This is a genomic window from Occallatibacter savannae, assembly GCF_003131205.1.
Taxonomy (GTDB): Bacteria; Acidobacteriota; Terriglobia; order Terriglobales; family Acidobacteriaceae; genus Telmatobacter; species Telmatobacter savannae.
In genome coordinates this window covers 654333-676337 of the sequence record NZ_QFFY01000003.1, presented here as the reverse complement: position 1 = coordinate 676337, position 22005 = coordinate 654333, and the positions used below count along the sequence as shown (strand labels likewise).

At 56.9% G+C, this 22005-nt stretch carries 12 protein-coding genes; 11 read left to right on the top strand and 1 reads right to left on the bottom strand.

Features of this window, described 5'->3' with window-relative positions; genetic code table 11:
• Window positions 1-676: 676 nt before the first annotated feature.
• From DHV10_RS14525 to DHV10_RS14495, 7 genes are all read left to right on the top strand, one after another.
• On the top strand, window positions 677-3088 hold the full coding sequence (locus DHV10_RS14525; protein ID WP_162601545.1) for a glycoside hydrolase family 3 C-terminal domain-containing protein: 2412 nt from the start codon (window positions 677-679) through the stop codon (window positions 3086-3088).
• A gap of 88 nt (window positions 3089-3176) precedes the next feature.
• The gene (locus tag DHV10_RS14520; protein WP_162601544.1) at window positions 3177-5339 is read left to right on the top strand and encodes an alpha-L-rhamnosidase C-terminal domain-containing protein; all 2163 of its coding nucleotides are present in this window, start codon (window positions 3177-3179) and stop codon (window positions 5337-5339) included.
• A gap of 451 nt (window positions 5340-5790) precedes the next feature.
• Entirely contained in the window at window positions 5791-6819 is a 1029-nt protein-coding gene (locus DHV10_RS14515; RefSeq protein WP_239461686.1) for a sulfite exporter TauE/SafE family protein, read from the top strand.
• Between the two features lie 37 nt (window positions 6820-6856).
• A complete protein-coding gene (locus DHV10_RS14510; protein ID WP_204101421.1) occupies window positions 6857-8455 on the top strand; it encodes an MFS transporter in 1599 nt (532 codons plus the stop codon).
• Between the two features lie 144 nt (window positions 8456-8599).
• Entirely contained in the window at window positions 8600-9988 is a 1389-nt protein-coding gene (locus DHV10_RS14505; protein WP_109487066.1) for an NAD(P)/FAD-dependent oxidoreductase, read from the top strand.
• On the top strand, window positions 9978-10847 hold the full coding sequence (locus DHV10_RS14500) for an alpha/beta fold hydrolase (protein WP_109487065.1): 870 nt from the start codon (window positions 9978-9980) through the stop codon (window positions 10845-10847). The genes DHV10_RS14505 and DHV10_RS14500 overlap by 11 nt, the downstream gene beginning before the upstream one ends.
• Before the next feature lie 64 nt (window positions 10848-10911).
• On the top strand, window positions 10912-12162 hold the full coding sequence (locus tag DHV10_RS14495) for a cation:proton antiporter domain-containing protein (RefSeq protein WP_239461683.1): 1251 nt from the start codon (window positions 10912-10914) through the stop codon (window positions 12160-12162).
• 14 nt (window positions 12163-12176) lie between these two features.
• Here DHV10_RS14495 and DHV10_RS14490 read toward each other — a convergent pair whose 3' ends face one another.
• On the bottom strand, window positions 12177-13199 hold the full coding sequence (locus DHV10_RS14490; protein WP_204101420.1) for a transglutaminase family protein: 1023 nt from the start codon (window positions 13197-13199) through the stop codon (window positions 12177-12179).
• Between the two features lie 410 nt (window positions 13200-13609).
• On the opposite strand from DHV10_RS14490, the gene DHV10_RS14485 reads away from it, so the two are divergent.
• The 4 genes from DHV10_RS14485 to DHV10_RS14470 all read left to right on the top strand — a co-directional run bounded on the left by DHV10_RS14485 (window position 13610) and on the right by DHV10_RS14470 (window position 21890).
• The gene (locus DHV10_RS14485; protein ID WP_162601543.1) at window positions 13610-16924 is read left to right on the top strand and encodes a TonB-dependent receptor; all 3315 of its coding nucleotides are present in this window, start codon (window positions 13610-13612) and stop codon (window positions 16922-16924) included.
• Between the two features lie 6 nt (window positions 16925-16930).
• Window positions 16931-18202 (top strand): MFS transporter, encoded by a 1272-nt coding sequence (locus DHV10_RS14480; protein WP_109487062.1) that lies wholly within the window; start codon window positions 16931-16933, stop codon window positions 18200-18202.
• Between the two features lie 206 nt (window positions 18203-18408).
• On the top strand, window positions 18409-21000 hold the full coding sequence (locus DHV10_RS14475) for an FG-GAP-like repeat-containing protein (RefSeq protein ID WP_162601542.1): 2592 nt from the start codon (window positions 18409-18411) through the stop codon (window positions 20998-21000).
• Window positions 20997-21890 carry an SCO family protein gene (locus tag DHV10_RS14470; protein WP_109487060.1) on the top strand — a complete coding sequence of 298 codons (894 nt, stop codon included), beginning with the start codon at window positions 20997-20999 and terminating at the stop codon, window positions 21888-21890. Before DHV10_RS14475 ends, DHV10_RS14470 begins: the two co-directional genes overlap by 4 nt.
• Window positions 21891-22005: the final 115 nt, after the last annotated feature.

Genomic DNA, 22005 nt, shown 5'->3' with positions numbered 1-22005 from the left:
CCAAGTTTCGTCTTCGGTCGTTTTGGCTTTCCGACATTCTTCCGAGCGTGTCCTCTCATTCCAGCCGCCTCCAATGCGGTGGCAATGAGCCTACTCCGCCACTCGGACCAGTCGCCCGTTACACGGCCACGTGGACTAGATGTAAAACACTCGCCGACTCAAGGGGACTGATCTGTATGCGAGCGGATATTTCCAAGTTCCCGCTCACCGACGGTAATCACTGACTTACTGAAATTGTAGAGCGGCGCCGCTTGCGGAGACATACCACCTTGTGGTGGTCACGCACAAACATCGTCTTCTCAAACTCAAAAGCTCTGCCAATACGATCCCGATCTAGAATGCAGCACCTCGGGGCGGTCGACTATGACGTGCTCGACCCCGAGATGGTAGAAAGGTCGCGGGGATTTACCCTCCGGTTGAGACTCGCGCCAAAGCTGTCTGTGAAACGGCGCGTCAATCCGAGCCGAATCTCATAAAGGAAAGAGCAATGTTGACTTTAGTACGTGCCACGATGAGCAGCTTCATCTTTCTGTGCGCAGTCGCATTTCCATGCAGCTTTACGTACGCACAGGATCTTTCCCTCAGGCTCAATTCTTGCAGGGTTCCGGCACAAAAAGAACCATGGCGTGATCAGAGCCAAAGTCCTGAGTGCCGGACCCTGGAACTTATTCGTGCGATGGCACTCGAGGATAAGATCAGCCAACTCGCACCTTCCTTCGGCAAGCCGACGGAGAATCGATTCGGGATCCCAGCTCTGAACGCGAACGACGGACCGAACGGGTGGGCTCAGGGGCCTTTTCCAGGTCCTGCACAGCCCAGAGCTCTCGGGGTGACGGCGTTTCCAAACGAGATTGCGCTGGCCGCGACCTGGGATCGACAACGGGCAGATGACTTTGGAACGGCCTTGGCGGAGGAATGGCGTGGCAAAGGAAGCTCTGAGATCATCGCTCCGACGCTGAATATCATGCGCACGTGGCACTGGGGCCGCAGTGCGGAGACCTTTGGTGAAGATCCGTTCCTGAACGGACAGATGGCGTCGGTGGAAGTTGCCGCTCTGCAGCGCGGACACGTGATCGCGATGGTCAAGCACTTCGCCGGCAACAACCAGGATTGGGAGCGCGTTGGGCATTTCCCGGATTTCACCGGCATCAACGAAATCATCCCGGAGCGCGCGCTGCACGAGATCTACTATCCCGGATTCAAGGAAGCGATCGAGACTGGTGGTGCAGCGGGCGTGATGTGCGCCTACAACCAAATCAACGGTACGTTCTCCTGTAACAACGCTAAGGTTCTCGGCGAACTTCATAAATGGGGATTTTCAGGAGCAATCACGCCGGATGCGGTATTCGCATTGCACGATCCGCTGCTCGCTGCAAAGGCAGGAGTCACCTACATCGGTTCCGGTCAGACGCTGCATGACATGCTGGGTAAAGGCCAGCTTACCGAGGCAGATGTGGATCGGATGCTGTACGCGGCGCTCTTTCCCATCTTCAAGCTTGGCATCTATGATTCGCCGGCTCCTGGCAATTCAGCGGCTAGCGTGACGACGAGCGAGCATGTCGCACTTGCGAGGGCCATCGTTGAAGAGGGATCAGTGTTGCTCAAGAACGAGAAGCAGGTACTCCCGATCACTGCCAGCAAGGTAAAGTCGATTGCGGTGATCGGCGTAGCAGCCGGGCCCCAGGCAGTGTTTGGCGAGGAGGGGCCGACGGTCCACGTTGAGAAGCTCAGTATTCCTGCCGAAGCTATTGCCCAGCGCGCCGGGTCCTCGATGAAAGTGAGCTATCACGAGGTCGGAATTGGTATCAGGCCGCTGCCGCTTCTCAAAGGCGAAGTGCTCACGCCAACAGAGGGTTCCGGGCATGGCTTCACCGCCACCTACTACCGCAGCAGCGACCTAAGCGGCACGCCGGTGGTGACGCGTCTCGATGCTGAGATAGATGTAAATGGCCTACCCGCTGCGGAGCTGGGACCCGAAGTTCGCTCATTTGGGCCGCCGAAACTCTCGTGGTCGGCGCGGTGGAGCGCGACCCTGACTCCATCCGTCTCCGGCGAATATGGCTTTTCGCTAGACGGAGCCGGAAGCTCACGCCTCATTGTTGACGGCAAACTTATAGCCCAATTGCAGAAGGTGAACTTCAAGTCGACTTCGTTCGGCCTCATCCACCTAAAAGAAGGTACCTCGGTCAGTATTGTTGTTGAGCACTCGAACGACGATTCTGTGCTGGGCAGCTTCCTACACGTCGGCTTCGATCATCCGCACGAGGATAAATGGAATGCCGCTCTCGAGGCCGCCCGCTCGGCAGACGTGGCTGTCGTGTTTGCTGGCGAGCAACTCGGCGAAGGCATGGACAAAACGTCGCTGAACCTGCCCGGCAATCAAAATGAACTGATCGACGCGGTGGCAGCGGTGAATTCACGCACGGTGGTCGTCCTGAATACATCTACGCCGGTGGCCATGCCGTGGATCAACAAAGTGGCCTCTGTACTCGAATCATGGTATCCGGGACAGGAGAGTGGGGAGGGTATTGCGTCTGTGCTATTCGGAGATGCCGACCCGGGCGGTCGATTGCCAATTACGTTCCCAGCCTCTCCCGATCAGGGTCCTGCTACGAAGTCGCAAAACTATCCCGGCCTGGATGGCGTTGCCCGCTACGATGAGGGCATTTTCGTGGGTTACCGCTGGTACGATCAGCACCAGCAGCAGCCGCTCTTTCCATTCGGCCACGGCCTGTCCTACACGACCTTCGAATACAGCAATCTGCATGTTAGTCGTGAGGGGAACAAAGTTTCACTATCAGTCGCTGTTACGAACACCGGAGCTCGCAAAGGCTCCGAAGTAGTGCAGGTTTATGTTACGGAGCCGGACCACGCTTCAGAGCCTCCTCTGCAGCTGAAGGGATTTGAAAAACTGTCACTCAGCCCCGGGGAACGCAAAACGGTCAATATAGAAGTCCCGTTGAATCGTTTATCCGTGTGGAGCGATGAGGAACATGGCTGGAAGTTATGGAGCGGCACTTACAAGTTTGCGGTGGGCACAAGCTCACGAAAACTCCTGCTGGAATCATCTCTCCAGCTAGCCCCCTGAGGTTTACCTCCGAGGCTGATTTGACCTGCGAAGGCAGAGGAAGAACAGTGGGATTGCGGACTGTTGGCCCAACAAGATGGGAACGAATATGGATCGTCGAAACTTCCTTCTTCTGAGCGCGGCGGCCGCCGCAGGATCGCAAATTCAGAGCGTCAGGGCTGAGAGCGTTCCCGAAAGGTGGAGTGCGCAATGGATCTGGTACCCAGGGCAACTTGCTGCTTATCGGCACGCGCGCCGTGTCCATCTGGCTGTGCAGCGTTGCACGAATGTCGGCTATCCGGCCAACTTTCGGCAGCCTCTTGCGGAGGCATGGTTTCGAAAGCGGGGTAGCGCACGCGATGATATCAGTTTGCGATGGGCAGTGCCCGTGAGCCGCGTAAGGACAGTCGTGGGAGGGCGGGGATCCGACATCACGGTTCGGCGCGGGGTTCTGCGCAAAGGCGACTCAGAGATTGCAGTGCAGATTGATTTTGCGGAATCTCTGCCTTGCCTGCTGCTCGAAGGCGGCGAATTCTCTTCAGGTGTCGGCTGGGAAGCAAGCCTGGACGGAACACATTGGGTCCCGGCGGAGACCGGTGAGGGCAGCGATCCGAGCATGCTTCCAGATGCTCCGCGGGAGATAGTCGTGAGCCTGCCTGTCTCTCGTGTAGTCGACCCTGAGGGGCCGCCGCAAACTGCATACGCTCTAACTGCGGGACGCGATCTGCTGCTCGACTTCAGGGAGACGGAACTCGGGAGATTGCGCTTCGACGTTCGCGGCAAAGGCGAACTCAATGTGCAGGTCGGAGAGTCCATAGCAGAAGTTAGGGATCCCGATCCTCGCTTCTTCGAGCAGTACCCGCTGAAGCCGATCCGGCTGAGTGGAGACGTGCAGCAGGTCTCTCTTCCTGAACGCGCGCTGCGATTTGCGCGTCTGATCGCTTCAGACGAAGCGCAGATACAGGGGGTGAGCTTTGATGCAAGCCTCTGGCCTACGAAAGAAAAGGGAACATTCGAATCGAGTGACAGCGACCTAAATGCTATCTGGAAGACTGCAGTCGCCACACTGCGCTCTAATATGCATGATTTCTACCTCGATGGGATCCGGCGTGACGGCTTGCTATGGCATGACGGCCCGCTCACGCTCGAGGCCTATGAGCGCGTGTTTTTCGATGCCGGACTCTCCCGGCAGACACTGATTGGGGAGACGCTTCCGGAGAGACCCACCGTTCGAGACGTGGGTATCATCGACTCGCCCATGTACGACGTAATCGGCTTCGAGCGCGAATACATGATGCGCGGAGATGCCAGCTTTTCGCGGATGTTTCGTGATCGCATCGAGGACATCGTCAGGTTCTACGAATCGCTGCAAGACGATCGAGGGTTCGTGAATGCGGCCCGGGTCCAGCCTTATGGATTTTTCCCGGATTGGTCAGCGACCGAGCAAAGCGGACCGGATGGACATGGAACTCCTGCGTATGGTCAGGTTCTGCTTTTCGGGGCTTTCAACGCGGTGGGAAGCCTGGCGGCTGCGTGGGGCGATACAGATTTGGAGATGCGCTGCAATCGTGCGGCCGATCGTCTTCGCGCCTCGACCAGAAAGTCATTCTGGATGCCAAGCGCTGGGCTATTTACGAATGGTCTGGATCGGGACGGCAAACCGGATGAGCGCTTCACATCTTTCGCTCAGGCATACGCCGTTGCTTTTGGAATCGCGAAGCCTGAAGAATACGACTCGTTATTCCGATTTCTAGAGGACACCAGCAAACGTCCATCGCACTTCAGCCTTAGCCAGGTCGTTGAATTGACAGCTTTCGCCAAGGCTCGGCGCACCGAAAGAGCTCTGGCAAGATTGAAGAGCGCATGGCTGCCGACGATTCAAAATGGGTGTGGGAGGTTCTTTGAAGATATCAATCCGGTGAAGACAGATAGAGAACAACTTGCGATGTATGGCAGAAAATACGCCACAAGCCTTTGCCACGCATGGGCGGGAGCGGCCCCGGTGATGGCGCTTTCGCTCGGCGTGCTCGGCGTCGAGCCGATTGATCCGGGATATCGCGTCTGCCGCGTTGCTCCTCAGCGTTGCGGGCTTGAGTGGGTGAAAGGGGCAGTTCCAACTCCGCACGGCCCAATTGAGGTCGAGTGGCGAGGCGTGGAAGGAGAGGTTCATGTTCCTGCTGGCACGGCGATTCGGACTCTTGATGGAAGACTTTCAACCGGGTCTAGTCGGTACAACCTCAGGAGCGATGACGGCAAAGACTTCTATATCTAATCTCCGGTCTGCGCACTCAAATTCGCCTCATTCGAGGGAATGTGTGTGGTGTGCAAGTCATAGAGACTGGAATTGGGCATGTGGCCAACGTTCCACCTTGACGGAAAGTCGCCGGCGCGCCCTTATGCCGAGCGGCTCGTGAAGCGTTTGACCAAGAGAGCGGTTGCCAGTTTTACGGCAAAGTGGACTGGATTTGTAGACTCTCGCCGACTTATAGGTGGATAATCTGGGTCTTCGATGGGTCCTGTTTTTCAGAGCATGCTCGGTTGTATTTCCTGATCAAGGCTATGGTCCGAATGGGTTTTATGATGGAAGTCCTTCCATGATGAATGGCGTCCTCCATCGTTAGGTGGATGTCAGGTTCAGTCCTGATTGGGGATCATGCGGCAGGTACCCCAAAGCTCGTCCAGACCCTGTCCGAGGAACCCCGGTGCTTTCAGAGCGCACTCCGGTGAGTGGTTTCGCACCGGCTTCCAAGTCGATTCCAGCACTGAGCCCGATCGAAGCGAACGCTCTATTAGCGCTGCTTACATGGGCAGCGTGGCTTCTGTTTGGCGGAACGAGCGCCGTCCATCATCTGATCGCCGACTGGAAGATTGGTTTCACGATGGTCTTCGGATCTCTCGTCGGCGGTGGAACGAGCGAGGGCGGGGGAGCAGTTGCGTTCCCTGTATTCACAAAAATCCTTACGATCTCGGCATTCGATGCGAGAAACTTTTCGCTCGCAATCCAGAGTGTTGGCATGGGCGCAGCTTCTGTGAGCATCCTGCTGCTGCGCATCCCAATCGAACGGCGAAGTGTTCTGTACGCAGGCATTCCTTCGATTGCGGGTGTGATCTTCGGCGGAGTCTGGATTGCACCGTTGGTTCCGGCTGTGTTCGTCCGGACCTCGTTCACGGTTCTCGTCACCACGATCGGATTTTCACTGCTGCTTTTGAATCGCGAAAATAATGAGTTCCGCAACGCTCGAATGCCCCGGTTTGGTAGACGGGAAGTTCTGGTCCTGGTTGCTACGGGTTTTCTCGGCGGAATCGTAAGCTCGCTTGTTGGGACGGGCGCAAACTCGGTTGTGTCCATGGTGATGGTGCTGTTATTCCGGATCAACGAGAAGATTGCCACCCCGACCAGCGTTGTCGTGATGACGATGGCGACCATCCCCGGGTTCCTACTTCACCTTTTCTGGCTGAAAGATTTCTCGCCCACAGTTGAGGGTTATTGGCTGGCGGCGGTTCCGATTGTTGCTGTGGGAGGGCCGTTAGGGGCCCTTTTGTGTTCACGCATGAGCCGGCGATGGATTGTGAATCTGCTTCTGGCGCTGATCTCTCTGGAATTCGTTAGCACGATTGTGCTTGTGCCGATCTCTCGCTCTGTCCTGCTTGTGTCGGCAGCCACGCTGCTTATCTGCGGCTCTCTCGATTGGCTGATGACACGGATCAAGAATTACGCGTCGGAAACGGCTGAATCCGGAGCGCAAGACTGAATCTTCCATACAACGAAGACCCAACGAGGCCGACTGTATGATGAGCACACCCAGCCGTGGAATTGAAGCGACGAACAGGGTATCTCTCTTCTCGAGCACGGGGCGAGCCATAGCTTTCTGGGCAGGATGCGTGGCGGTCACAGCTGGCGTACTACTGCATATACCTATGTTCCTGATGGGACGCGATGTGCATTACAGGCTCGCCGGCATGCCGATGGACACCGGAATGCTGATCGGCATGGGGCTCATCATCGGAGGAACAGCGGCTACCGCTTATGGGCTGTTGCCCCCGCGCAGAGATGACAGTTCACGAATGGACGAGATCGCTCCACCCGAAGATGCGCCACTCACTCGCGCACATTGGGTTCAGATTGTCATTCTCGCAGCGGCGCTGATCATCGACGTGATGAAACCGGCGACGCTGGGCTTTGTCGTACCAGGAATGCGCTTCGAGTACGGGCTCAGCTCTTCAGGTGTAGCCGTTTTGCCCTTCGTGGCGCTGCTCGGCACAACAGTGGGTTCTTTCATCTGGGGGATACTTGCAGATGTGTACGGGCGCAGGGCTACGATTCTGCTGGCTTCTGTGGTCTTCATGGGCACGTCAATCTGTGGTTCCATGCCTTCCTTTGCGTGGAATGTCTTCATGTGTCTCATGATGGGGGTGGGAGCCGGCGGCATGCTTCCCGTGGCGTACGCGCTGCTGGCGGAGATCATGCCCACACGGCATCGCGGTTGGTGCCTTGTGCTGGTGGGCGGAATCGGCTCGGTCGGCGGCTACTTCGCCACAAGTGCGCTCTCGGCGTGGTTGCAGCCCTACTTCGGCTGGCGGATCATGTGGCTCATCAATCTTCCGCTCGCAATGATCTTGATTGCCGTCAGCCCACTGCTGCAGGAGTCGGCCCGCTTTCTGCAGAGCATGGGACGTCTGCAGGAGGCCCGAGATACCTTGGCGCGGTTTGGCATCTCTATTGATAAGGCGGCGCCTACCAGAGCCAGACTCGCACCAGCCGAGCCATCTGGCCCACGAATAAGAAGACCTAAGCTCCTCGGTCTGACTCTTGCCTTGACGCTCACGGCCTTGTGCGTCGGTTTTGTAAATCTCGGAGTGCTGCTCTGGCTGCCAGGAAGTCTGATGCGGGAAGGTCGCAGCGTGGGCGCCGCAAGCGAACTGATCGCCCGTTCTTCACTGTTCGCCGCACCTACGGTTGTGCTCGTCTCGTGGCTTTACAGCATATGGAGCACAAAAAGAACTCTTGTGTTGACGGTCGGAGTGACGACGCTTGGGCTTGTTGCGATTCTTCTCCGTGACTTCAGGAATATTCCGTCATTGTCGAGCCCGGTGTTTTCAGTTGTCCTGCTGATGGTTGGCACCAGTGGAATCATCTCTGTGCTTCTGCCGTATGCAGCAGAGAGCTACCCGATCAGGGTGAGAGGGCGGGCCACGGGGTGGGTGGCTGGGTTCAGCAAAGGGGGAGGATTACTGGCTCAGGGGCTCGGGACACTTGCGCTGGTTCCTGCCCTCGGGGTGACGGCCGGCATTGTGGTTGCGCCTTGTCTGCTTTCTATTGTGCTACTTGCGACTTTAGGGCACGAGACGCACGACCGCGACCTGCGAGAGCTTGAGGAAGTGGCTTAGTGCCTTGGCGTCGATCCTCCACCTTTTGATCGATGCCTGTTGGACCCTCAGGCCGCTACAGTTGCGAATGCGTCGCGAACCCACCTCAATGATGCGGCGTAAATCGCTTCTTCCTCTGCAGTTATTCCATCTAGACGGGTCCTCATGGCTGAGCCGCTGCAGGAAAAACCTATCGTATTTGAGACCGATGCTGTCGTGATCGGAGGTGGACTTGCGGGCACTGCCGCATCGATACATCTCGCTCGGAACGGCTTTCGCGTGATCTGCATCGAGCAACGGCGAGAGATCCGCAACATCGTAGGCGAATCCCTGGATTGGTCGGCTCCGGATCTTTTCGCAGATCTTGGATTGCCCATGGAAGAACTCGTCTCAAAGGAAGTGGCAACCTGGAAGCGCCATATCACCGTCGCAAGCATTGACGGTGGGCGGAAGGAGTTTCTACCCGGAGAATGGCTTGCCGAAAGACCGTGGAATGTTGAGCTCCGCACGCTCCACCTGGACCGCGATCGAACGGATGCTTGCCTCCGCGAGACAGCGCAACGACTCGGCGTAAAGACCCTCCACGAGCGGGTAGCAGATTTTGCAGTGATGGACGAACACAATCCGAAGACGCGTCGAATTCTCGGGCTGCGTACTCAACAGGGCACTTTTGTGCGTGCTTCGTGGTTCATCGATGCATCAGGATCAGATGCGAGTCTGCTTGGCAAGCGATTCGAGTTGAAGTCGGTCGCGTATGGTCCGCGAAAAGCAGCGATCTGGTCGCACGTGACAACCGAAGAGTGGGTTGAGGGAACGACGCTGTACATGGTGCCTTCGCCGGGCGAATACATGGAATGGATCTGGGAGATTCCAATCCGTCCGGGAGTCAGCAGCATCGGTTACATCGCCCCGGGATCGAGCGTGAAGAGGCAGCGTGCAGCGGGACATTCGACTCACGAGATTCTCGTTCGTCAGTGCGACAGGTTTGATCGGCTGCAGGAGATCGTGGAACAAGGCCACGTATCTCAGGCTGCGACCACATCGTTTCTGTGCAGAACTTATGAAGGTGTATGCGGAACAAACTGGGTGGTCGTGGGTGAAGCCGCATCTCAATCTGACCCGATCACCGGAAATGGCGTGACCGCCGCTCTGAGACACGCCCAGGAAGCCTCTCGCTTGATCTGCCGCTATCGGCAGCGAGGCACAATTTCAATATGGGCGAGATCGCTCTACAATCTGCGCGTCGCCACTGTCGGGTTCTACTTCAACAGCCTGATTGAAAAGCTCTTTTATCAGCCGATGTTGCGCGATCGCATCGGCTTCTTCAGCACAGCGCGAATATACACGGTTCCCGCGTGGCTGATGAATGTCGTATACACCCGGATGCGGCCAGCAGGTTCCTGGGTACGCAGTGTTGCCATCACATCCATACTGAACACAATTCGTATGTGCGCCTGGCTGGCGTTTCAGGTTGCATCCCTAATGCCTTCGGGTACTGCCAACCGATCTCAATGCCAGCCGTTTTCAACCCGGGAGCAGATCTATGCACTGTAGCGTGCGCGGTAAGGGAGAAGCCGTCCTGCTCGTCCACGGGATGCCCACAAATGGCCGGCTCTGGGACGGCGTTGTCCGGGATCTCTCCCGAAACTTCCGGTGCTTCATTATTGATCTGCCCGGCATGGGGGGAACGCGCGCTCTGCCGTATGGTGCAGCTTACTTTGCGCAAGTTGCTGAACAGATCGAGCAGATTCGCACGCGCTATCAGGTTCAGCGTTGGCATGTCGTGGGCCATGATGGCGGTTGCGCGATCGCAGTGCAATATGCGCATTTATTCCGGAAGCGAGTCGGGTGCATGGCACTCCTTTCGCCGGCGATCTTTCCCGACCTTCGCCCGTTCTTTCTACTCGATCTGTTGCGGAAGCCGGTGATAGGGGAACTCCTGGCGCCGCTGGTTCATGCATGCTTCTGGCAGATTGCCATGAAGCGAGCCATTCCGGAGCTAGAGAATGCGGCGCAGCGGTGCAGTTTTCAAAAGACGTTTTCGGGACCCGTCGGTCCGTGGAAGCTGATGCGCCTCGTGCGATGGGGAGAGCCAGAGTCGGTCTTCAAAGAGTTTCCATCAATTCTCAGAGAGATCGACTGCCCGACACTCGTCGTGCACGGTTCGAGAGACATTCTGCCGGAGTCGTTTGCCGCTCGCGGCGCGGAGTTGATTCCGAATTCGCATTTAATTGAGCTCGATTCAGGACACTTCATTCCGATTGAGTGCGCAGTTGAAGTTGCGGAGAACCTTGCCGCATACTTCAGATCGCGAGGCATGGAGACTGGCGTCCGCCGAGGAACTTCTCATCGGCGGAAGACTGCAACGCCTACAGCGCGGCCAGAACTCGTACCGGTTCCAGCTGCCCACTGATCTTGGCCGCAGGGACTGATCCAGAGTAATCATCCAGGCTGTCCTCCTTCATTTCGAGGAACCATTGAGCCTTCTCATCTTTCAGATGTCCATGATCGTGCTACTCAGCATTGCATGCGGGCGCATTGCACGCGCGTTTGGGCGGGCTCAGGTCATCGGCGAGATATTCGGAGGCATTCTTATGGGGCCCTCCATCTTCGGCCGGATCGCACCGTCGCTCTTCGCGAGGCTCTTTCCCCAGGGCTCCTTTGCGGCGCTGGAAGTTCTGAGCACCGTCGGGCTCATTCTCTTTCTGTTTATCGTTGGATCAGAGCTGGACCTGGAGCACCTGAGACAGCAGAAAACGACTGCTCTGCTTTCCAGCCTGACCAGCATCGTGCTGCCGTTCACACTCGCGACTGCAGCCGCACCCCTCTTTCATGCTCGCTTCTCCCCCAACGGAGTGGGCAGGCTTCCATTCGCACTTTTCCTGGGTGTCTCGATGAGCATCACGGCATTTCCGGTTCTCGCACGAATACTGGAGGAGCGAAATCTGCAGACGACTCCACTGGGAGCGACCGCGTTGCTGTGCGCTGCGCTCGACGACGTCGCGGCATGGCTGCTGCTGGCTGTGGGGATGACCTTCATTTCGGCAAATAACAGCGGGCCTGCTCTGTGGTTTCGATTGCTGTGGCTCGCGATATACCTGGCCGCCATGTTTTATATCGTCAGGCCGCTCGGGCGCCGGTTCGCAACCAAAAGAGCGCACAACATTCTGACGTACGAGGCGCTGGGGTTGATGCTCGCGATCGCACTGGCATCTGCAGCGGTCACGGATGCAATTGGAGTGCATCCTCTATTCGGGGCTTTCCTGGCTGGCTTGTGCTTTCCTCGAGTTCCTCATTGGCAACAATCGCTTCGTGTCCGGCTCGAAAGTACATTGTCGCTCATCCTGCTGCCGCTCTTCTTCGCCCTCACCGGCTTGCGAACGAGGCTGGATCTCCTGAACGATCTTCGGACGTTGCTCTGGACCGGATTCGTTCTCCTGCTGGCTGTAGTGGGCAAGATGGGAGGTGCGATCATCGGGGCTCGTCTGACTGGTCAGGAATGGAGGTCTTCTCTAACCTTGGGCGCGCTGCTGAACACTCGGGGATTGGTTGAGTTAATTGTGCTGAATATCGCCTATAACGCGCACGTCTTCTCGCCAACACTCTTCACCATGATGGTTGTGATGGCGCTGGTCACCACTGCCATTACAGTGCCGCTTCTGAGAGCACTCGGGATTGCAGATGGCAGTTCATTGCAAGTGAGATCGTCGGCCGCGCAATTTAACTGAGCCCAATCTAAGCTTCAGGCGATCTCTCGCACGGTGATCTCGTAGGAGAAGTTGTCGGGGTCGAACGGATCCACGCGCCCGTCGGAAGTCTCTGCCTGGGGATACATGAAGTACACGAGGGGCTTGTTTGTCGAGCCCGGCAGCACAACGTCGTGGGCATAGTTGTAGGCCATCCAGTTCATCTCCCACGAGCCGAACAGGCGATCGTGCGCGCGCGCGACGAGCTCATCAATGAGCGGCCGGTTTCCGGGCGGCTCTTCTAGAACGACTTTACGTACGTCAGCAGGATCGACCGGCACCCAACCGTGCTCGCGAAGGTAGACCTCGACCCGGCAGTGCTGACCCTTAGTGGCCTTGTCAGTCGCAATTCCGAGGCTCTTGTAGCCGAGATCCGATTTCGCGATCCGCAGACCGTACACGTGGCGCGCAGGCAGGCCAACGGATCGAGCTAATCCGACATAGAGAGCGTTCAGATCGGCGCATTTGCCTCCCATATCGCCGGACTCCAGCATGAAGCGTATATCGCCTCTTCCGCAGCCTCGTACCTTCGGATCTCGAAATGTGTTCTTGACTACCCAGTCGTAGATTGCGCGCGCTTTCTCGGTGTCGGACGACGCGCCGGCGGTCGCCTTCAGGGCCGTTTCTCTCACAATTCCATCGGTCGGGACGAAGCGGCTTGGCTGAAGGAAATAGTTCAATTCGGCCTGAGAGGCGCGGGGTCGGCCTTTCTGTTGCGATAAATCGACCGTGTAGTTCTTGAGCGCGACTTGGCTCGTCAACGTTAGCCTCGGCCTCGCATCTGGCGGAAATGAGGCAGAAACGATGGTGAGTGCATTCTGTTTGTTGTGGGTCAGTGTTACCGCTCCGCCCTCTGCAGCGGGATGATTCAATCGCGTTCGCTGGTAAGGCGTGTCCACATTCAGCGCCGCAGGAAGCCAAATGCGACAGGCGCCTCTCGGATTATGCAGCGAGACGCTGGTTACAACCTCAAAAGTGCGCCATCCGTCAGCGGACACTGCCTTTGCCAGCGCAGGCATCGAGATGCTGAGCGCAGAACCAGAACAAAAAGCCGCACTCGAAGACAAAAATGCTCGCCGATTCAAAAGGGACCTCCAGATTGTCATGCTGACGGGTGACTCCGATGGGCAGGAGAAATCTTCTGTTGGCATCATCGTCAAACACCCACCGAACCCGCCTCCATCGAAAGGATGAAAAGCTGGTCGCAACCATACGGCGAACCGGAACGATGAGCTGAGGTGGATGCCGAACGTGAGGAGCCTGGTTTTCCGTTGCTCTGTAGTCCCATTGATTGACCGAGACTTCAAACTATCGAGCGATGACGTCTGGTCGCGCTGCAGCTAGTGTTTGCTCAACGATATCGGCAGCATGTCTCGTTCTCACGAAGGCGTGCGCTCGTGTCGATTCTTTCCCGGATTCTGAGGCCAACATGATGCCAGCGCTTCTTTGCTTTAGGAGACGCCTGTCTCTTCGCTCCTGCACTCTCATCCCGAAAGTCCTTCTCATCGCCCTGTTTGTTTTCGGAGTCTGCAAAGCCTCTGCCCAGGACGCAACAGGCGCTCTCGAAGGCAGGCTTACAGATAAGAGCGGCACGCCTGTAGCGAATGCCACGGTGCAGCTCAAAAATATGGAGACAAATGCGGTGCGCAGCCAGACCACGGATTCCGATGGTGTGTATCGGCTTGTGCAACTGCCTGTCGGCCACTACTCGCTCGCGGTCGATGCTGCGGGATTTGCGCACTTCTCGCAGTCGCCGGTGGACATCACGGTCAGCCAGACGAAGCGCATCGACGTTCCGCTTGTCCTCGCCTCGGTGAAAGAGTCGATTGAGGTCACCGCGACAACTGCGTCGATCGACACCTCGACGAACACATTGGGAAAAGTGGTGGAGAGCAGGGAAGTGCTCGATTTGCCGCTGAATGGGCGGAACTTCGCTCAACTCGGGCTTCTGCAGACCGGAGTGGCCCCCTTGTCCGCAGGTCTCGCGACAGAGGGCGGTTCTCTGCGCTCGGGCCAGTCGTATGCGGTAAACGGCCAGAGGCCTGAGGCCAACAATTTTCTGCTGGACGGCGTTCAGAATGTGAACCGCATGGATGGCGGATTCGCTCTGAAGATCCCGATCGATGCAATCGCAGAGTTTCGGATTCTGACGAACACGGCGCCACCCGAATACGGGGCCAACACCGGATCGACGACAAGCGTCGTTACCCGTGCAGGCGGCAATCAGTTCCATGGCACGGCGTACGAGTTCTTCAGAAACGATGCGCTGGATACGAGGAATTACTTCTCGCCGGAAGTCGAGCCGTTGAAGCAGAACCAGTTCGGTGTTACTGCGGGTGGTCCGATCCGGACCGACAAGCTGTTCTTCTTTTCTTACTACGAGGGATTTCGCAATCGGCAGGGGATCACGACCTCAGCTACGGTCCCAACCGATGCGGAAAAGCAGGGCGACTTTTCTGGAATAGGGCATCCGTTGATCAACTTCGCAGCAGGTGGGGTTCCGTTTCCGAACAACCAGATCCCAAAGGCAGCGTTCGATCCGGTGGCGGTGAATGTCGCTGAGTTGTACCCGTCGGGCAACGTGACTCCGTCAATCTATACCGCCGTGGTTGTGGGCACGAACGATGACGACCAGACGGGAATGCGGCTCGATTTTCATCAGTCTGACAAGAGCCAATACTTCGGCCGCTATTCCTATTACACCGGCTACAACATCAATCCGGTTTCAGTCCGTGGATCTGATATCCCGGGCTTCCCGACCCGAGATGATTACACAGCGCACTCCGTTGTGGGATCGAACACGTACCTGTTGTCGCCATCGAAGGTGAATTCGTTCGAAGCTTCATTCTTCCGATACGGGTTTCTGTTTGATGAGCGGTTGAATCGCACTCCGCCGCGCAGCCTAGGCTTTGATTACGACTCGGCATCTGCCATCGGCCAGGGACCGCCTTTCTTCAACCTCTCTGGGTACTCTCCTATCGGCGGCGCGATTACAGGTCCGCGAACATCTGTACAGAACACCTACGAAGTTCACGATGGATTCTCGTGGATTCATGGCGACCATTCGTTCAAGGTTGGCGGCGAGTACCGGCGAAATCAATTGAACCTCTTTCAGTCAATCGCGCCGAATGCGTTCTTTATCTTTGCCTCGTCGTTTCCGACCAATGACGCATTCGCCAACCTGATGCTGGGCGCGCCTGTTGTTTTCTACCAAGGCCGCGGCGACTTCACGCGTTACGTTCGCAACTGGAATATGGGTGTCTACTACCAGGACGAATGGCGAACGACCCGCAGGTTCTCCGTCAACTACGGCATGCGTTACGAGATCATCAATCCCAACACTGAGACGCGCAACCGGCTGAACGCCTTCATTCCGGGTGTGCAGTCGCACATCATGCCGAATGCCCCAACGGGCGTGCTGTTCCCAGGCGATCCGGGTGTTTCGAAAGGTATCGCGGCCAGCTACTACAAGGGTTTTATGCCACGTGTGGGATTCGTCTGGGATCCGACCGGTGAAGGAAAGTGGTCGATTCGGTCTTCGTACGGCATCTTCTACGATCCCTTTGCCAACGGATCAGGTGTCACATCTCAGGGCCCGATCAGTTCGCTCCCCTGGGCACAGTTCGAGCAGATTACGCCTCCGAGGCTCAAGTTCGACTCTCCGTACAGCAATGTAGCGATACCCGCGCCGAATACGTTTCTAAGCCCATCAACTCCGTTCGTAATGGACACGAAAGCTCGACCATCGAATGCTCAGGACTGGAACCTCTCGGTTCAGCGCGAAATCGCAAAGAGCTATGTGCTTGAGGTTCGATATGTTGGCACCAAGGGGACGCACCTGCCCAGAAACATCGACGCGAATCCGGCAGTATACGGGCCAGGCGCGACAGCGCAGAATGCCGACCGCAGAAGAATCCACGCAAACTGCGCTCCCAACAACGGTCCATGCCAATATGCAACGATTGCGGAACTCACCTATGGCCAGAACTCGACCTACCACGCAGGACAGATGAGCTTCTCGCGCCAATATGCGAGGGGATTGGGATTCAACGTGTCGTACTGGGCATCGAAGACTCTGGACTATCTATCGTCCATGAACCTGCAGGGTGCGTCCGCAAAGCCGCTCAGTGGAGAGAACGATCTTGCGCAGAATCCGTTCGACCTCAAGGCGGAGCATGGTCCTTCCATCTTCGACGCGAGACATCGATTCACGGCGAGCGCAAGTTGGGAGATACCGTTTGCGAGCAGGACTCAGGGCTTCCGAAAAGTACTGCTGGACGGCTGGCAACTGAACGCAATTGCGAGCGCGAACTCGGCGACGCCCTACACCGTCTATGACAGCGCGAATGTTTCTCTTCAGGCTTCGGCGCCTCCGATATCCGGATTTTTCGCAAGCCGGCCAAACCTCGTGGGGAATCCAAACCACGGACCGCACACAGTGAGTCAGTGGGTCGACAGGACTCCGTTCCAGAGGCTGAATCCTCAGACACAGGCTGGGCAGTTCGGCAATGAAGGACGCAACGCCGTCAGAGGCCCGGCTTTCGCCGATGTCGATCTGTCGGCGATGAAAAGCATCACAGTGACTGAGCGCCTGCACGCCCAGTTCCGTGCAGAGTCGTTCAACATTGCGAATCACGCCAATTTCGGTCTGCCGATTGCAGATATTGCGTCGCAGGACTTCGGCCGCATTCTTCGGGCATCGCCGCCGCGGCTCACGCAATTCGCTCTCAAACTGCTGTTCTAGGGTTGAATGATGGCGAGCAATCAGTCCGAGTCCAGCATCACTTATCCCGGGTGGAAGGTAGTTCTAGCCGGGTTCTTCGGGGTCATGGTGAGTTTCGCCGCCGTGGTCCCGTATACCTTCAGTGTTTTCGTCAAGCCGCTTTCGGCTGCGTTTGGTTGGCATCGCGAGGCGGTTTCGGCGGGATTCAGCATTGCCGCGTTGACAGTAGCTGCGGCTTCGCCGGGACTCGGATTTCTCCTGGACCGGTTCGGACCGCGGCGCATCGTTCTGCCATGTGTGGCAGTTTTCTGTGCGGGATATGTCTCGCTTGTCTGGCTTACGCCCCACATCATGCATTTCTACATCGCATTCTTCATCCTCGGTGTGGTGGGCAACGGGACTGCGTATCTCGGATACTCGCGCGCAATTTCAACCTGGTTCGTTCGGCGCCGAGGTTTGGCACTCTCAGCGATGCTTGCGGGCGGTAGCTGCGGAGCCATGCTGCTTCCGCTCGTAGCGCAGGCGTCGATTGCTCACTATGGCTGGCGCGCGGCCTACGGAATTCTTGGCGGGCTCGCGTTCGTAGTTGGCTTTCCGTTCGCGGCGATGTTCCTGAAGGAACAAGCTGTCGCCCTCGATCAAACCAATGGGGTGTTGAAGCAGGACGTGACGCTAGGGGAAGCGGTGGGCAGCCGAATCTTCTGGATCATTGCGATCACAGTATGTCTGTATGCCGCCAGCCTGAATGGGGCGCTGGCTCACCTCTCCGCTATTTTGACCGACAGAGGCGTGTCCGCATCAGGCGCAGCTGCCGCGGTTTCGATGATCGGCGCAACAGCATTAGTCGGAAGGCTTCTAACAGGGTTGTTCCTCGACCGGTTCTTTGGCGTTCGCGTGTCTCAATGGATGCTCCTGATCACGGCGATCGGCATGGTTCTTCTATCCCTGGCTCACTCGCTGACAGCGGGGCTGTTCGCAGCTTCACTCATCGGCTTCAGCATGGGTAGCGAGGGTGACATCACGCCCTATCTGCTCAGCCGCTACTTCGGCCTGAAGAGGCTCTCCACGCTCTATTCACTCACCTGGACTGCGTATGCTGCCGGTGCGGCAGTAAGCCCCATCCTTGTTGGCAAATTGTTTGACAGTCTCGGCTCTTATCGTCCCGGCACGATCCAACTGCTCGCGCTTCCTGCGTTCATCCCTTGTCTGCTGATGTTCCTTCTGCCGCGGTATGGCAAGGAAGTTAGCTCCCATACGGCATTCCAGGCAGAGCCGGAGATGCATGCGGAGTTGGGTTGACACTCTACTTCGATGAGCGCCCGAAATCGTCCGATTAGTTGATGCTTTCTTCATTCTTCTGGCCGGTCCGGACCTCAACCACCCTGCGCAAGACGTGCAGGCGTATGTTCCTTAAAGTAGTCAGAGCCGCAGGGCTGGTGTTCAGTCTCAAACGTCATCCCCATCGGGAAATGCAAAAACTGAAACGACAGAAGACAACCAGCTTGATGCGAGGATGGCCAATCATCGTTTGCGCCACATTCGTGCTGCTCGCTCTGCTGCGGATCCCTCTGATCGTGGCAGAAGCCGAAGACGGTTCCAGGAAGCTGGATCTGGCGATCATTGTGCTGCCTACTTTGAAGGATGCCGAGGCGGCTCGTCACCAAGTGCAGAACGGTGCTGACTTCGCCGTGCTGGCCAGGGAGAAGTCGGTAGATGCCACCTCGGTGGACGGCGGCTACATGGGAAAGCTTGATCCTGACCAGCTGCGGCCGGAGCTGCGGAAGGCACTGAACGGGCTCCGGGCCGACGAATTGACCGGCATCATCCCGTTGCCTTCAGGGTTCGCAATCGTAAAGGTTCTGGCAAGCGCCCCAAACACCACAGACATCAATCCTGCTCGCATCTCCTCGCTGCTGGCTACGGGAGCAATCCGGTTTGGCGCACAGATCTCGGGGCTCAACGAAGCGGATGCGGTGTTCATGCAATATTCAAAGCCGGACGGATGGGAGCGCGATCTTGAGGAGGTCTGCCGTATTCGGACGGAGTCGCTTGCGCACGCCAAGAAGAACATCCGCGCCAATCTTTCTGCGGATCGTCCTTCAGGCAATCAGTTCTCACTGGCCGAGAAGATTCAGGGCCACAGTGCTGTTGCTCAGCTTTTTGCCTACAGCGGAGAAATGAACGACTCCATTGAGGAGTGGAAGATTGCTTACTCACTTGCGCAATCTGGAGAGCCGCAGTTTCTGCCGAACCTCGAAGAGAGCCTTGGAACCTCGTATCTCCATCTCGCAGAGATGGAGAACGATGTTTATCAGGGATCGAAAGATGTCGACATATTCCCGCCGCTGAATCCGCACGCGAGCTACAGCCGGCAGGAGGCGTCGAAGCTTGCAATCGGGTACTTCAACCAGTACCTGCAAGATCGCCCGGACGATCTGGAAGTTCGTTGGCTTCTCAACCTCGCGTACATGACACTCGGGCAGTACCCGGCGGGAGTACCGAATGAGTTCCTCTTTCCAGAGACGGAATTCCATTCGAAGCAGAGCATAGGGAAGTTTCGGGATGTCGCTCCCGCAGAGGGTCTGAACTCGTTTCGGGCTGCCGGAGGCCTTATTGTCGACGATTTCGATAACGACGGCCAGCTCGATGTCGTGGCATCCAGCATGGATGTGTGCGACCCGATTCGCTTCTTCCACAACAATGGAGACGGCACATTCAGCGATAGGACGCAAGAGGCCGGCATCCTCGACCAGTTGGGTGGATTGAATATCGTACAAGCCGACTACAACAATGATGGTTGCATGGACATTCTGGTGCTCCGCGGCGGCTGGGAATTCCCGCATCGAAAATCCCTGCTCCGCAACAACTGCAACGGAACCTTTACCGATGTCACTGATGCGAGCGGCTTGGGAATTACCGTGACTGCAACGCAGTCGGCAGCTTGGGCGGACATCGACAATGATGGTCTGCTCGATCTCTTCATCGCCAATGAGGGTGCGCCCGCACAGCTCTTCCACAACAGAGGCAATGGCACCTTCGAAGAGATTGGCAAGGCGGCGGGCATCGACGAGACCGCTTTCAGTAAGGGAGTAACCGCAGCTGACTACGACGGCGATGGTTTCGTAGATTTCTACGTTACGCATCAGCACGGAACGAACTCACTCTTTCACAACAACGGAAACAAGACATTCACAGAAGTGGGCCGTGAAGCCGGTGTGCAGGCACCCTCGTTCAGTTTCGCAACATGGTTTTTCGACTACGACAATGACGGTTGGCCGGATCTGTTTGTGGCTGGCTACCTGACATCGGTCCCGGAAGCTCTGAAAACCTATGCCGGCATTCCGCAAAACGCCGAGACGCTGAAGCTGTATCACAACAAACATGACGGCACATTTGAAGATGTTACGGCCAAAGTGGGCCTCAACAAGGTCTATATGCCCATGGGTTCAAACTTCGGCGACATCGATAATGATGGGTACCTGGATTTCTATTTGGGTGTTGGGCAGCCGTCGTATGCTGCGCTCCTTCCTCATGTTCTCTTCAGGAACAATGAAGGCAAGTCCTTCGTCGACGTTACTGAATCCTCCGGAACTGGTGAGCTGCATAAGGGGCATGGGATTGCTTTCGCAGACTTGAGGAGACGCGGGAGTGAGGATATCGTGGCGCAGATCGGGGGCGCTGTTCCAGGCGACAAACACTCGATGCGCGTATTCGAGAACCCAGGCAGCAGCAATGACTGGTTGAACGTTCGTCTTGTCGGGGTGAAATCGAATCGTGAAGCATCGGGAGCTCAGATTCATGTAACGGTCCGCTCTCGTCATGTTCCCGCCCGATCCATCCACCGCACCGTAGGGCAAACGAGTTCATTCGGCGGCAATCCGCTGGAGCAGCACATTGGCCTGGGCCCGCAAGGCGAATCGGTTGACCTCGATATCTACTGGCCTGTCAGCGACACTCGTCAGCACTTTGCCGGTATCCGAAAAGATCAGTTCATAGAAATCAAGGAGTTTGCTCCCGAATATAAGACTCTTGAGCGAACGCCTGTTCCGAGACCTGCACATCTGAATCGCGTAACTTCCGCGCAGGCAGCCCGGTGAGCTTGACGCGCGCGATTGCTACGTTGGCGCGGCAGATCATTGCTGCTGCTCTGGGAGTTGTTGCGTTGAGTGCTGCGGCTGCGGAGCGACATCAGGTCAAAGGAGTGCTCGTTCAGGTAGAGCCTTTGCGCCACTCGATTGTTGTTTCATGCGAGGCGATCCCGGGATTTATGGAAGCGATGGTGATGCCGTTCACCGTGCGCGGTCCGGGCGAATTGAAGAGCCTTGCGCCTGGGTCGACAATCCACTTCGACATGTTGGAAGAGAAGGGCGTTAGTTATGCAGAGAACGTCCGCATTGTCGAAGTGTCAAACTTCGAATCGGAACCGACGGAAGCAGGACGCCTCAGCTTTCTACAAGAGTCGCTGGATCCGTCTCTAAAGGAGAAGGCGATCCAGGTTGGTGCGCAAGTGCCGGACTTTGAACTTACCGATCAGGCGCAGCGCTCAACCAAGATGTCGCAGTTTCGAGGAAAGGTAGTTGCACTCACGTTTGCTTATTCGCGATGCCCCAATCCAAACTATTGTTTCCGACTATCCAACAATCTGGCCCAGCTGGAACGCCGCTTTCGATCCGCAGCTGGACGCGATTTGATCCTGATGACCATCGTGATCGATCCCGCGCAGGATCGCGAGAAGGCATTGGAGCGGTATGCGGATACGTGGAAGGCGAGTCCCGCCTGCTGGCACTTTCTGACAGGGTCCATTGAGGACATCAGAAATGTTGCCGCTCTTTTTGGAATGAACTTTTGGAAGGATGAAGGCTTCGTGACACATAGCTTCCATACGATCGTGATCGACCGAAGGGGGAAGCTGGCGGCCAATCTCGAAGGGAATGGCTTCACCGCGCAGCAGTTAGGTGATGTGGTTGAGAGCGTCATGCAGCAATGACCCCTCTGCCTTGGGAGACTTAGGTCACGCCAGCGCCTTGCTCGACACAAGTACCCCGAACACGGTTTTGTGGCCGACGATCCACTTTGACGTAGAGTCGCCAACGCGTCCTCTC